The sequence below is a fragment of the Achromobacter sp. genome, from assembly GCF_049647645.1.
In the GTDB taxonomy this organism is placed as follows: domain Bacteria; phylum Pseudomonadota; class Gammaproteobacteria; order Burkholderiales; family Burkholderiaceae_B; genus Achromobacter.
In genome coordinates, this window is sequence record NZ_JBARYB010000177.1 from 1 (window position 1) to 13,225 (window position 13,225).

Genomic DNA, 13,225 nt, shown 5'->3' on the forward strand with positions numbered 1-13,225 from the left:
GCGTCGGGCGCCGCGCCGTCGATGGCGGCCAGGGCGCCGGCTTCCAGCGCGGCCTGGCGCTTGGCCGGGTCGATGTCAACCACGATGGCGCCCGCCCCGCCCAGGGCCTTGATCAGCGTCAGGCTCATCAGGCCCAGGCCGCCGGCGCCGAAGATGACCACGGGGTGCGACCGGTATACGTCGGCGCCTATCTTCTTGAGCGCGGAATAGGTGGTGAGCCCGGAGCAGGCATAGGGGGCGATCTGCGCAGGATCGAGGTCGCCGATGTCGATCAGGTAGCGCGGGTGCGGCACCAGGATATGGTCGGCGTAGCCGCCGGCTCGGTGCACGCCCAGGCAGGCGGGCGCGGAGCAATGGTTTTCCATGCCGGCCAGGCAAGGCGGGCAGTTGCCGCAGCCGATCCAGGGATAGACCAGGTAGTTGCGGTCCGCCGACAGCCCCTGGGCGTCGGGGCCGGCCGCGACCACCGCGCCCACGGTTTCGTGGCCCATGGTGAGGGGCAGCGAGACGCCGCGGTCCTTCAGCGACAGCGTGCGGCCCTGGCCCAGGTCGTAGCCGCCTTCCCACAAGTGGATATCGCTGTGGCAAACGCCCGCCGCGCGCACCTTCAGCAGCACCTGCGACCCTTGCGGCGTGGGGGTGGGCGGGTTCATTTCCTGCAAGGGTTCGCGGAAGTTCACGACGCAATAGCACTTCATGGGATGTCTCCTCCTGGGTGTTTTGACGGCCGGCCCGCAGGGCGGGCGCGGCGTGGCAAGGCTATTTCTTTATGCTCGGGCATTCACTGTCCGCCAGGGACACGAAGACCTTTTCGCCCGGCACCGTGGACAGGATGCGGTAGAAGTCGCCGGGGTACTTGGATTCGGCGGGCTTCTTCACTTCGACCAGATACAGATCCATGATGACGCGGCCGTCTTCGGGGCGCACCCGGGCATTCTTGATCAGTTTGGTGGTGATGGGCAACTCGCGCATCTTCTGGTTGACGGCGGCGCCGTCGAAGCTGCCGACGGCCTGGGCGGCTTGCAGGTAGTGGGTGGTGGCGACGTAGCTCAACGCTTGCACGATGGACGGCGCGCGCGTCACGCCCATCTTCTTCTGCCAGCGCTGGGTCCAGGCGCGGGTGTCCTCGTCGGCGTCCCAGTAGAAGCCGGTGGGAAAGGTCAGTCCCTGCGCCACGGGCAGGCCCATCGCCTGCACATCGTTGATGAAGGTCAGGAAGGTCAGCATGCGCTGCTTGCCGCCGGTCAGGCCGAACTCCTGGGCCTGCTTGATCAGGTTCACCAGATCGCCGCCGGCGCTGGCCAGGCCCACCACGTTGGCCTTGGACGATTGCGCCTGCACCAGGAACGAAGCGAAATCCATGGCGCCCAGGGGATGGCGCGTGCTGCCCAGCACCTTGCCGCCCGCCGCGTCGACGAAGCGCGAGGCGTTGGCTTCCAGGGACTTGCCGAATACGTAGTCGGTGGTGATGAAGTACCAGGATTTGCCGCCGCTTTCGACCACGCTCTTGACCACCGCGTTGGCCAGGGCATAGGTGTCGGGCGCCCACTGCGTGCTGAGGTTGCTGCATTGCTTGCCGCTGAAGTCGCCGGCGAAGCCGCCGCTGATGAGGGCGGTGCCGCCTTTTTCCCGCGCCACGCCTTGCGCGGCGAGGCCCGCGGAGCTGGCGCCGCCGTCCACCACCGCCACCAGGCCTTGCGTGTCGAACCAGCGGCGCACCAGGGCCGAGGCCACGTCCGCCTTGTTCTGGTTGTCCGCGCCTATGACCTCGACGGTCTTGCCGGCGACCTTGCCGTCGAAGTCCTCGACCGCCATGCGGACCGCCATTTCCGAGCCCAGGCCGCCCAGGTCGGAATAAATGCCGGAGCGGTCGTTGGACACGCCCAGGCGCACTACGTCGGATTGGGCTTGGGCCGCGCATGCGGCCAGCGAGGCGGCCAGCGCCGCCAACAGGGGTTTGATACGCATCTGCTTGCCTCCCGGCCCGGAGCGGGCCGAATTGTCGGTTTTTCGTTGGGATGCCGTGTATCTGCTTGCACTGCGCCAGTTCTCCATCTGGCCGAAAATTATTTCACATTGGTGAAAGAAAATTCTTGTGTGAGAATTTAGGTTCGCATATGTGAAATGTCAACATAGTGGATTTCCCAAGCCGCAGGCGTGCGCCACCGGCAAGAGGAAATCCGCGCGAGGGGTCGACGCCATGGAAGTGAAGCTCGTCGCAAGAACGCTGGAACTGATCGAACTGTTTGCGCAGGAGCGGCGGCCGATGCCGCTGACCGAGCTGGCGCAAGGCCTGGGCGCGCCCATGTCCAGCTGCCTGGCGTTGGTGCGCACGCTGGTGGCGCGGGGCTATCTGTACGAGGTCCGGCGCCGCGCCGGCTACTACCCGACGCCCAAGCTGCACGCCTTGTGCGGACTGATCCAGGCGGGCGACCCCTGGATGGAACACGTGCGCCCGCAGCTCGCCGCGCTACGCGACGCGGCCAATGAAACGGTGATGCTGGGCAAGATCCAGGATGGCGCGGTGCTGTTCCTGGACGTGGCGGAGTCCACGCATCCGGTGCACTACGCGACCCGGCCAGGCGTGCGGCGGCCGTTGCATACCAGCGCGGTAGCCAAGGCCATCCTGGCCAGGCTGGCGCCGGCCGAGCGCGACAGCATTCTGGTGGCAGCGGAGTATGAACGCTACACCGACCGCACGCTGGTCACGCGCCAGGCGTTGCTGGCGGACGTGGAGCGGACGGCGGTCCGGGGCTGGGCGGAGAATGCCGGCGAAAGCGTGGCCGACCTGACCGGGTTGGCGGTCGCGCTCGACTTGGGCGGCGAATGGTATGCGCTATGCATGGCAGGGCCGAGCTCGCGCGTGGCCGACCGGCGTGTAGAGAACCTGCGATTCTTGGCCGAGGCGGCGGAGACGATCCGCCTCGGCCGGGAAAGCTAGGGTCTGCGCAAGGCCCGAACCAATCGGAACATGCCATGGCTCGGGGCATGACACGCCGTCAAGGCGTGCCGAACCGCCTCAGGAGCCGCGGCGCATCAAGGTGGATTTGCCGAACAGGCTTTCGATCAGGTCCACCGCCAGTTCCGCGGTCTTGTTGCGCACGTCGAAAGCCGGGTTCAGTTCCACCACGTCCAGCGAGCGCATCAGGCCGGTGTCGGCGATCATTTCCATGCACAGTTGGGCTTCGCGGTAGGTGGGGCCGCCCGCCACGGTGGTGCCCACGCCGGGGGCGATTTCCGGGTCCAGGAAATCCACGTCGAAGCTCACGTGCAGATGGGTGTCGGCGTCCAGCCCCGCCAAGGCTGCTTCCATGGTGGCGCGCATGCCCATTTCGTCCAGGTAGCGCATGTCGAAGACTTCCAGGCCGGCTTCGTGGACCAGGCGCTTTTCGCCCTGGTCCACGCTGCGTATGCCGATCTGCCGCACCCAGCCCGGCTCGATGTCGGGCGTCTGGCCGGACATTCCGGTGATCTGCGCCGGGCCGTAGCCGCACAGGCATGCCACGGGCATGCCGTGGATGTTGCCGGTGGGCGTGAGCGAGTTGGTATTGAAGTCGGCATGGGCGTCCAGCCACAGCACCCGCAGCTTCTTGCCCGCCGCGCGGCAGTGGCGCGCTACCGCGCTGATGGAGCCTATGCCCAGGCAGTGGTCGCCGCCCAGCAGGACGGGCAGGCGGCCCTGGCTCAGTTCCTCGTAGACGGCGTCATGCACCGCGCGGTTCCAGGCGGCGACCTCTTCCAGATGGCGGTAACCCTCCACCGGCGGCAGCCAGGGGTTGGCAGGGCCGTAGAGGTTGCCGCGGTCGGTGACCTGAAAGCCCTGGGCCTCGATGACCGGACCGAGGTCCGCGACGCGCAGGGCTTCGGGGCCCATGGACGCGCCGCGCGCGCCGGCGCCGATGTCGGTGGGCGCGCCGATCAGGGTGATGTGGTGGGGCAGGTTGGCGGTGTTCTGCAAGTCGCGGACTCCGGGTGAGGGCATCAAGTGGCGGATAGTACCGCGGCCAACTGATCGCAAGCCCAGTCGATCTGCTCGCGCGTCACGATCAGGGGCGGCGACAGGCGCAGCGTGTGGCCGTGGGTGTCCTTGACCAGCATGCCGCGTGCCAGCAGGGGTTCGCACCACAGGCGCGCGCCGCCGGCGTCGGGCTCCAGTTCGACGGCCAGCATCAGCCCGCGTCCGCGCACCTCGCGCACCGGGCCGGGCAGGGCGCGCAGGCGCTCCAGGAAGTACGCGCCCATGGCTGCGGCGTTTTCTATCATGCCTTCCTCGGTCAGTACGCGCAGCGCGGCGCGCGCGATGGCGCAGGCCAGCGGATTGCCGCCGAAGGTGCTGCCATGCTGGCCCGGCTGGAACACGCCCAGCACGTCGGCGTTGGAGAGCACCGCGGACACCGGATAGAAGCCGCCCGACAGCGCCTTGCCGATCAGCGTGACGTCGGCCTCGATGCCTTCGTGCGCTTCGGCCAGCAGCGTGCCGGTACGGCCCAGGCCGGTCTGGATCTCGTCCAGGATCAGCGTGATACCGCGTTCGGTGCAGCGCTGGCGGACCCGGGTGAAATAGCCCGGGGGCGGCAGGACCACGCCGGCCTCGCCTTGTATCGGTTCGACCAGGAAGGCCACCGTGTTGGGCGTGATGGCGGCGTCGAAGGCATCGAAGTCGCCGAAGGGCACAACCTTGAAGCCCGGCGCGAAGGGCCCGTAGTGGCCGTAGGCGTCGGGGTCGGTCGAGAAGCCCACGATGCCGAGCGTGCGACCATGGAAGTTGTTGGCGCAGACAATGATCTCGGCCTGGTCCTGCGGCACGCCGCGCACTTCGTAGCCCCATTTGCGCACCGCCTTGATGGCGGTTTCCACGGCTTCCGCGCCGCTGTTCATCGGCAGGATCTTGTGCGCCCCGGTCAGGCGCGCCAGGTCTTCATAGAATGGCGCCATCTGGTCGTGGCGGAAGGCGCGCGAGGTCAGCGTGAGCTTCTGCGCCTGCTCGGTCATGGCGGCCAGGATGGCGGGGTGGCAATGGCCCTGGTTCACGGCCGAATAGGCCGACAGGCAGTCCAGGTACTTGCGGCCGTCCACGTCGTAGAGCCAGACGCCGCTGCCGCGCGCGATGACCACGTCGAGGGGATGGTAGTTGTGCGCGCCGAGCTGGTCTTCGACGCGGTCGCGGTGGCTGGCGGCGGACTGCGCGCCCGGCTGGGTATTCAATACCGCGCTCATGAGCGTCTCCCGAGGAGGTATTGCAGCCATCTTAGCGCCCCAAGCCGCTCTGCGGCATTGCCATTGCGTGACAAAAGGGCATTGCGGGCGGCCGCAGCAGGCTGCTGCACAATAGCGGTTGCACCGGGCAATGCCCTGTTTTTCATACCTGGATGGTCCTCATGTTCCTGCATCAACTGCTACTGAAATTCACCCGCTGCGCGGCGGCCGCCGGGTTGGCCCTGGCTTGCGCAACCAACGCCACGGCGCAGGACAAGCCGCTGCGCATCGGCGTGATTCCAAGCGTCGCGAACGCCGCTACCGAACTTGCGATTGCCCAGGCCAAGAACGAGGGGCTGGACGTCAAGCTGGTGGAATTCAATGACTGGGTATTGCCCAACATCGCGGTGGCCGACGGTTCCGTGGACGCGAACTTCTTCCAGCACGAACCTTTCCTGGAACTGTTCAACCAGCGCCGCGGGGCGGACCTGAAACCCATCGCCTACGGCTATTCCACCACCATCGGCCTGTTTTCCAAGAAGCTGAAGAAGGGCGACGCAGTGCCCGACGGCGCGACCATCGCGGTGCCGAACGACCCTGTCAATACCGGCCGCGCCTTGTTGCTGCTGGAATCCATCGGCCTGATCAAGCTCAAACCCGGCGTGGCCCATCAGGCCACGCTGCAGGACCTGGTGTCGAATCCGAAGCACCTGAAGTTCGTGCAGATCGAAGGCTCGCAGTCCGCGCGCACTTTCGACGACGTGACCGCGTCCGTTACCTACACCACCTTTGCCAAGCAGGCCGGCTTGAACGAGAAGGACGGCCTGGCGTTCGACAACACCGATCCAGCCAATGTGCGGCGTTATGCCATCCGCTGGGTGGCCACGCCGGCCGGCGCGCAGGATCCGCGCCTGCTGAAGTTCATTTCCATCTACCAGAACTCGGCCGAGGTGAAGGCCAAGCTGCGCAGCCTGTACGGCGACCTGATCGACTTTCCCTGGTAGCGAGCGGGGCCTGACCCGGGGGGGCGTTGACGATTCTTGCCAGTTGGGATCAGGGATTACTCGTATACTGGCCCCAATTTTTAACCCCCCGGCCTGTTGACGCCACCATGGCTTCTGTCCGGAGGGCCGCGCCGTCCTTCCGTCGATAGCAGAGCCATGCGTATTCCATCGTCCGATGATGCTGCCCATGCCCAGGTTCTGGCCGTGCAAGACGGCCGCATCCTGGCGGCTGCCAGTGCCATTCTGGCGGCGGGCCAAGACAGTTTTTTCGAAACGTTGGCGGAGCTCGCGGTCCAGGACATGGGCGCGGATTACGCCTGGGTCCGGCTGGACCATGGCAATGACGCCGCAGGGCTGATCACCAGCGCCAGTTGCCGCGCGGGAATCGCCGCGGATCCCGCAGGCGCGGCCCAGGCGGTGCATGCATTGCTGGCGGACCGCGCCGCCTACGTCTGCCTGCAAGGCATGCCGCAAGACGAGCCCTGGCTGGACGAGTCGGGCGTGCAGGCCTGTGTGGCGCGCACGCTTTACGACGCCAATGCGATCGCCTGCGGCCACATCGTTTTCGCTTTCAGGCGGGGGCTGGCCGATGTGTCGGCCTATGCCAGCGCGCAGGATATCCTGGCCGCGTATGCGCAGCAGGCCGTGCTGGGCGCAGCGGCGCGCGAGCGCGAATTGGCGCGGCTCAACGAGGTCATCGCGCAGTTTGGCGCCCTGTTCCGGGCGGCGCCGGTGCTGATCAACGCCTTCGATACCGACGGCCGCTGCATATTGTGGAATGACGCCTGCGCGCGGCGCTTCGGCTGGTCCGAAACCGAAATCAAGCAGAGCCATGAGCCGTTGGCCTTGTTCTATTCGGATCCCCAGGTTCGGGAACTGGTGCGGGACAGCGTGAGCGCGCGGCCCGACCGTTCGTTCCGCGAATGGCAGCCGCGCACGCGCGACGGCGAGCAACTATCGGTGCTGTGGTCCAACGTCAGGCTGCCCGACGGCAAGGTGGTCAACCTGGGGATGGACGTCACCGAAAGCCGGCGCGCCGAAGCCGCGTTGGCGCGGATGGCCAGGGTGGACAGCCTGACCGGCTGCTGGAACCGCGCCGAAATCCTCAAGCGCATGGAACAGCGGCTGGCCGACGGCCGGTGCGGCGTGGGCGGACCGACCACGGCGCTGATGCTGGACCTGGACTATTTCAAACAGGTCAACGACCGCTATGGCCATTTGGGCGGAGACGTCGCGCTGCGGCATTTCTGCGATCAGCTGCGCAGCTGTTTACGCGAAGGCGATTCGATCGGCCGGCTGGGCGGCGAGGAGTTCCTGGTGCTGCTGGCCGATGCGGATGCGGCGGTGGCGCGCGCGATCTGCGTACGTTTGCGCGCCAGCCTGCGGCAGCATCCGGCGGACATCGACGGGTCGGTGGTGACGCTGTCGGTCAGCGGCGGCATTGCCGCCTTTCTGCCCAGCGACGCGACTGCGTCGGATGTGTTGCGCCGCGCCGATCTCGCGCTCTACCAAGCCAAGCGCTCCGGCCGGGACTGTGCGGTGGAATACCGCAACTGAGCGGCGCGGTCCCGCGATCGCTGCGGCGGCTCAGGCAGCGGCCTGGCCGCGTGCCGCGCGCCGGCCGTTGAGGCGCCAATGCAGGCCCAGCGCCGCGGCGGCCAGGGCGCAGGCGGCGGCCAATCCCAAGGCCTCGAAGCCGGCATGGGTGTAGAGGGTGCCGGCGATGGCTGTGCCCACGCTGGCGCCCAGGTAGGTGGTGCAGGTGTTCAGGCCGAGCACCGCGCCGCGTTCCTCGGGCCGCGCGCGCGACAGCAGCAGCACCAGCAGGTTCAGGCTCAGCTGCGAGGCCGCGCCCCACAGCGTCGCGATGGCGAGCACCGCCGCCAGCGCATGGGCGGCCGGCAGCAGGCCCAGGTACACCAGCGCGATGACGCCCAGCGCCAAGGGCAGGGCGCGGCGCGGTCCCAGCCGCTCGATCAGCGGCGCGCCGGCCACGCCGGCCAGCAGGAATCCGGCGCCATAGGCGAAGGCGATGAAGCCCACTTGTCCGGCGGTCAGCCCCAACAGGCCGCGCACGTGGTCGGCCAGGAAGGCGTACACGCCATAGAATGCCGACGAAAACGCCAGGCAGCCCAGCAGCAAGGCGGGCACGTCGCGGTAGGACAGGGGCGCCAGCAGGCGCGACAGGCGCAGCGGCGCGGGCTGGGCGGCCCGGCGTTCCGGCAGCTTGCGCAGCCCCAGCGCGGCAATCGCCGCGCATAGCGCCAGTGTGCCGTAGGTGGCGCGCCAGCCCACGGCGTCGGAGATCAGGGCGGACAGCGGCACGCCCGCCACCAGCGACACCGACCAGCCCGCGATGACGCGCCCCAGCGTGCGCGCTTCCTGGCCAGGGTGAGCGATCAGCGAGGCGGATCCATAGGCCGCGGGCAGGATGACGCCCGCTGCGGCGCCTGCCAGGGCTTGCGCCAGCGTCAACACGATCCAGTGCGGCGCGCAGGCGGACAGGATCAGGGCGGCGATCAGCACGGCCATCGCGCCCAGCAGCGAGCGGCGGATGCCGATGCGGTCGATGCGCGCCGCCAGGAAGAAGGCGCTGGCGGCGGTGGCCGCGCCGTAGGCGGAAATCGCGGTGCTGATGGTCAGCGGCGAGGTGGCAAAGGAGCGCGCCACGTCGCTCAGGATGGGGCTGAGCGCCAGGCCGTTGGAGCCTACGACGCTGACGGCGAACATCAGGGCCGGGACGGAAGAAGACTGGCGGGTGCTACGGTTCTGCATCGCGAAATTTTATTGGAATAAAATAAGGGTTAACGCGTATATTTCCTTATTCCATAAAAGTTCGAATGCCGTTCGGCAGAACCTGATTCCAATGCCTGATCTTGATGACCGCGACCGAAAGCTATTAACACTGCTGGCCGACGACGCCACCCCCAGCTACGCCGAACTGGGCAAGATGCTGAACCTTTCCGCTCCGGCCGTGCATGAACGGGTCAAACGCCTCAAGCGCGACGGCCTGATCAAGGGCATCGCCGCCAAGCTGGACGGCGCCCGCATAGGGCGGCCGTTGCTGGCCTTCGTGCATGTGGACACCAACAACTGGACCATCACGCAACAGGTGCTGGGGCTGGCGGAACTGACCGAGGTGGAAGAAATCCACACCATCACCGGCAAGAGCGCCATGCTGCTGAAGGTGCGGGTGCGTGACACGCAGGCGCTGGAATCGCTGCTGGCCCGCATCCATCAGATAGACGGCATCACCAACACCACCAGCGACATCGCGCTGACCAGCTACCTGGAGCGCGGACCTTTGCCGGACAACGGCTGAAGCGCGCCGTTCAGCCGACTGGCGCCGCCCGCAGCCGCAGGCGCGTGATCTCGGACGGGGCGCCCAGGCGCTTGGGCGGTCCCCAATAGCCGGTGCCGCGGCTGATGTAGATCCACATCTTGCCCAGGCGGTGCAGGCCGGCCGTGTAGGGCTGCTGGAACCGCACGAAGAAGCCCCAGGGAAAGAACTGCCCGCCATGGGTATGGCCGGACAATTGCAGGGTGTAGCCCAACGGCTCGGCCGCCGCCGCGCTGCGCGGCTGGTGCGCCAGCAGGATCCTGGGCATGGCGTCGGCGGGCGCGCCGGCCAGCGCGGCCTTGGGGTTGCTGCGCTGCTGCGGGTCGAAGGAACCGGCGCTGTAGTCGGTAATGCCCGCCACCACCACGGGCAAGCCGGCGGGGTGGATGACCACGTGTTCATTCATCAACACGCGCAGCCCCATGCGGCGGAACTCGGCGATCCAGGGCGTGGCGCCCGAATAATATTCATGGTTTCCGGTGACCAGGTAGACGCCGTGGGGCGCGCGCAGCTGGCCCAGCGGACTGGCTTGGGCAGCAAGCTGTTCGACGCTGCCGTCGACCACGTCGCCGGTGATGGCGACCATGTCCGGAAGTTGTTCGTTGACGGCGTCGACGATGGCTTGCACGTAGCGCTTCTTGATGGTCGGGCCGACGTGGATATCGCTGATCTGCACGATGGTGAAGCCGTCCAGGTCGGGCGCGAGCCCGGCGATGGGCACGTCCACGTCGACGACGCGCGCCCGCTTGCGCGCGTTGTACAGGCCGACCAGGGTGCCGCCCAGCGCCAGGACTGGCACGGTCCAGGCGCTGAGGCGGAGCAGCCCGGCCCAGGGCAGATCGGCGCCGATGATCAAATTCGCCAGCCAAGTCATCAGCAGCAGCGCATCGCGCAGCACCGTCAGCACGAACAGCGACGAGAACAGGCCCATGGCGAACAGCCCGACCCAGGCGATGCGGTCGCCCCAGGGCGGGTGCACGGACGAGCGCCCCAGCATCCCCAGCGGAATCAGGATGCAGGACAGCAGCAAGGCAAGCATGGCGGCGGCGGCGCCCGCGCCGCCCAGGTCGGCGTCGGGAATCAGGCGGGCGCCCACGTAGACGTGAGCCAGGGCGCCCAGGGTCAGGAAGCGCAGGAAGAAAGAAGATTGGCGTAGGGACACGGCGGCTCTGGGGCGCGCCTGGCGGAAAGCCGCGGCGCGCGTGGCAAGGGAACCGCCATTCTATGCCGGCCGCGCGCGCGGCCAGGGCCTGCGCAAGACTCTTCTTCTGCCGTGACCTGGCCCTGGGTCGGATGCCGCCTCAACTCGCGGCCATGCCTACGCCTACCAGCAGATCCGCCTGCATCTCCCGCAGCTGGGTGATGCCCAGCATCGCCATATTGCGATCGACCTCGGCGCGCAGCAGGCCGATGGCGTGCGACACGCCGGCTTCGCCGCCGACCGCGGCCGCGTAGTTGAAGGGCCGGCCGACGAAGACGCAGCTCGCGCCCAGCGCCAGGGCCTTGAGGACGTCGCTGCCGCGGCGCACGCCGCTGTCCATCATGACGGTCATGCCGCCCGCCGCCGCGACCACGCCGGGCAGCGCGCGCAGCGGCGAGACCGCGCCGTCCAGCTGGCGGCCGCCATGATTGGACACGATGATGCCGTCGGCCCCGTGCTGCCGCGCCAGCGCCGCGTCCTGCGGGTGCAGGATGCCCTTGATGATGAGCGTGCCCGGCCACTGGCGGCGGATGCGCGCCACGTGCTCCCAACTGAGGTGGTCGCGTGCGCTGAAGTCGCGCAGCACCGACGCGGACACTATCGGCGCGCCGCGCGTGGCGAAGGAGTTCTCGAAATGCGGCATGCCATGAGACAGCAGCGTGCGCATGAACGTGCCGGCCAGCCAGCGCGGCCGCGTCAAACCGTCCCAGGCCAGGCGCAGGCCGGGCTTGAGCGGGGTGGAGAACCCGGTGCGCACATTGTTCTCGCGGTTGGCCGACACGGGGATGTCCACCGTCAGCACCAGCGTTTCGTAGCCGGCGCGGCGGGCGCGTTCCACCAGGGCGTCGATGCGCCGCGGATCTCCGGGTAGATAGGCCTGGAACCAGGTGCCCGGCGCTTCGCGGATGACGTCTTCCATCGGAATCAGCGAAGTGCCGCTGAGGATGGCGGGTATGCCCTGTTCACGGGCGGCGCGCGCCAGCACGATGTCGCCGCGGTAGGCCGAGAGCGCGCTGATGCCCATGGGGGCGATGCCGAAGGGCGAGGCGTAGCGGCGGCCGAAGATTTCGGTCTGCTGGGTGCGGCGCGATACGTCGACCAGCACGCGCGGCGAAAGCGCATATTGCGCGAAGGCGCCGCGGTTGTCGCGCAGGGACTGGTTGTCTTCGGCCGCGCCCGCAACGTAGCCGAATATCGGCCGCGGCAGGCGCCGTTTTGCGGCGGCCTCGAAATCGTCCAGCGACAGCATGCGCGCCAGCGCGCGGGGCAAGGGGCGGTCGGCCGAGGCGGCGCGGGGAGTGGCAGTGGACGAGGTGAGGGATGTCATGGCGGGCCGATAAAAGCCCGTAATCTAGCAACGCCGATTCATCGCATAAAGCGAATAAAACCAGACATCCAGTTTCGATTTAATCGAATTAGCTGCGTAGAAAAACTACGCGGGCAGCGCCATCAGCTCGCCCATGCGCACCGGACCCAGCACGGAGGGCGTGTCGGCCCAGCGGATCTGGTTGGGGCCGAACAGCACGATGGCGGTGGAGCCCAGCTTGAAGCGACCCATTTCCGCGCCCTTGGCTAGGTGGATCGGGGCGCGCGCCGCGTCATCGTAGCGGGTGGATTTCACGCGGCGCTTGTGCGGCGTGACCAGGCCGGCCCATACGGTTTCGATGGAGGCGACGATCATAGCGCCCACCAGCACCAGGGCCATCGGGCCGTGCTCGGTGTCGAAGATGCAGACCACGCGTTCGTTGCGCGCGAACAGGCGCGGCACGTTGCGGGCGGTCAGCGGGTTGACCGAAAACAGGCGGCCCGGCACGTGGATCATTTCGCGCAGGGTGCCGGCAACCGGCATGTGCACGCGGTGATAGTCCTTGGGCGACAGATAGATGGTGGCGAATTCGCCGCCCTGGAATGGCGCCGCGCGTTCGGCGTCGCCGCCCAGCAGGTCGGCCACGCCGTAGTTGTGGCCCTTGGCCTGGAAGATGCGGCCGTGCTCGATCGCGCCCATCTGGCTGATGGCGCCGTCGGCCGGACACACCACCGAGCCCGGTTCGTCGTCCAGCGGCCGCGCGTCTTCCTTGAGCGCGCGCGTGAAGAAGTCGTTGAAGCAATCGTAGGCCAAAGGCTCTTCCTGCAGCGCTTCGCGCATGTCCACGCCATAGCGGCGGACGAAGCGCGAGATCATCCAGTTCTTGACCGCCGGTTCCCGGCAGTCGGACGCGTACCCGAAGAGCCGCGACACCAGGTGGTGGGGGGCGAGATACTGGCTGGCGAGGAAAAGTTGGTCTTTGATCGACATCTAGGAGCGCTGAGAAATGACCCCGCGGCTGGCCGCGGCATGGGCCGGCCCGCTGGGGGCCCGCCTGCAGGCCCGGGACTGGCCGCGTCAAAAAACGTCGTCCCGCGTTGCAGCGGGACGACGTGGTGATGAGCAGAGGGGTGAATTCTACCGCTTTCAGGCCGACTTCAGGCGTGTCGATGCGCGCA

12 protein-coding genes are annotated in these 13,225 nt (G+C 67.7%); 4 read left to right on the forward strand and 8 right to left on the reverse strand.

Annotated features, from left to right (window positions below; genetic code table 11):
• Both WBB14_RS20095 and WBB14_RS20100 read right to left on the reverse strand, forming a co-directional pair.
• A partial coding sequence (locus tag WBB14_RS20095) for an alcohol dehydrogenase catalytic domain-containing protein (protein ID WP_424241395.1) occupies positions 1-698 on the reverse strand: 698 nt, incomplete at its 3' end.
• Between the two features lie 61 nt (positions 699-759).
• Positions 760-1,968 (reverse strand): ABC transporter substrate-binding protein, encoded by a 1,209-nt coding sequence (locus tag WBB14_RS20100; RefSeq protein WP_424241396.1) that lies wholly within the window; start codon positions 1,966-1,968, stop codon positions 760-762.
• Between the two features lie 232 nt (positions 1,969-2,200).
• Here WBB14_RS20100 and WBB14_RS20105 point away from each other — a divergent pair, with 232 nt between their 5' ends.
• Positions 2,201-2,941: an IclR family transcriptional regulator gene (locus tag WBB14_RS20105; RefSeq protein WP_424241397.1), complete on the forward strand. Its 741-nt coding sequence runs from the start codon at positions 2,201-2,203 to the stop codon at positions 2,939-2,941.
• A 78-nt stretch (positions 2,942-3,019) separates the two neighbouring features.
• Here WBB14_RS20105 and rocF read toward each other — a convergent pair whose 3' ends face one another.
• Together rocF and rocD are read right to left on the reverse strand one after the other, a co-directional pair.
• Positions 3,020-3,982 carry an arginase gene (gene rocF / locus WBB14_RS20110; protein ID WP_424241398.1) on the reverse strand — a complete coding sequence of 321 codons (963 nt, stop codon included), beginning with the start codon at positions 3,980-3,982 and terminating at the stop codon, positions 3,020-3,022.
• Positions 3,982-5,217, reverse strand: coding sequence for an ornithine--oxo-acid transaminase (gene rocD / locus WBB14_RS20115; protein WP_424241399.1), 1,236 nt, complete (start codon positions 5,215-5,217; stop codon positions 3,982-3,984). The genes rocF and rocD overlap by 1 nt, the downstream gene beginning before the upstream one ends.
• Before the next feature lie 161 nt (positions 5,218-5,378).
• Here rocD and WBB14_RS20120 point away from each other — a divergent pair, with 161 nt between their 5' ends.
• The gene (locus WBB14_RS20120; RefSeq protein ID WP_424241400.1) at positions 5,379-6,200 is read left to right on the forward strand and encodes a MetQ/NlpA family ABC transporter substrate-binding protein; all 822 of its coding nucleotides are present in this window, start codon (positions 5,379-5,381) and stop codon (positions 6,198-6,200) included.
• 156 nt (positions 6,201-6,356) lie between these two features.
• Positions 6,357-7,757, forward strand: coding sequence for a GGDEF domain-containing protein (locus tag WBB14_RS20125; RefSeq protein ID WP_424241401.1), 1,401 nt, complete (start codon positions 6,357-6,359; stop codon positions 7,755-7,757).
• A 30-nt stretch (positions 7,758-7,787) separates the two neighbouring features.
• On the opposite strand, the gene WBB14_RS20130 is transcribed toward WBB14_RS20125, so the two are convergent.
• Entirely contained in the window at positions 7,788-8,975 is a 1,188-nt protein-coding gene (locus tag WBB14_RS20130) for an MFS transporter (RefSeq protein ID WP_424241402.1), read from the reverse strand.
• A 91-nt stretch (positions 8,976-9,066) separates the two neighbouring features.
• Between WBB14_RS20130 and WBB14_RS20135 the strand changes: the two genes are divergently transcribed.
• Positions 9,067-9,522, forward strand: coding sequence for an Lrp/AsnC family transcriptional regulator (locus WBB14_RS20135; protein ID WP_424241403.1), 456 nt, complete (start codon positions 9,067-9,069; stop codon positions 9,520-9,522).
• Between the two features lie 10 nt (positions 9,523-9,532).
• Here WBB14_RS20135 and WBB14_RS20140 read toward each other — a convergent pair whose 3' ends face one another.
• The 3 genes from WBB14_RS20140 to asd all read right to left on the reverse strand — a co-directional run bounded on the left by WBB14_RS20140 (position 9,533) and on the right by asd (position 13,037).
• Positions 9,533-10,702 carry a metallophosphoesterase gene (locus WBB14_RS20140; RefSeq protein ID WP_424241404.1) on the reverse strand — a complete coding sequence of 390 codons (1,170 nt, stop codon included), beginning with the start codon at positions 10,700-10,702 and terminating at the stop codon, positions 9,533-9,535.
• Between the two features lie 139 nt (positions 10,703-10,841).
• A complete protein-coding gene (locus WBB14_RS20145) occupies positions 10,842-12,068 on the reverse strand; it encodes an alpha-hydroxy acid oxidase (RefSeq protein ID WP_424241405.1) in 1,227 nt (408 codons plus the stop codon).
• Between the two features lie 105 nt (positions 12,069-12,173).
• Positions 12,174-13,037 carry an archaetidylserine decarboxylase gene (asd, locus tag WBB14_RS20150; RefSeq protein ID WP_332014084.1) on the reverse strand — a complete coding sequence of 288 codons (864 nt, stop codon included), beginning with the start codon at positions 13,035-13,037 and terminating at the stop codon, positions 12,174-12,176.
• Positions 13,038-13,225 lie beyond the last annotated feature (188 nt).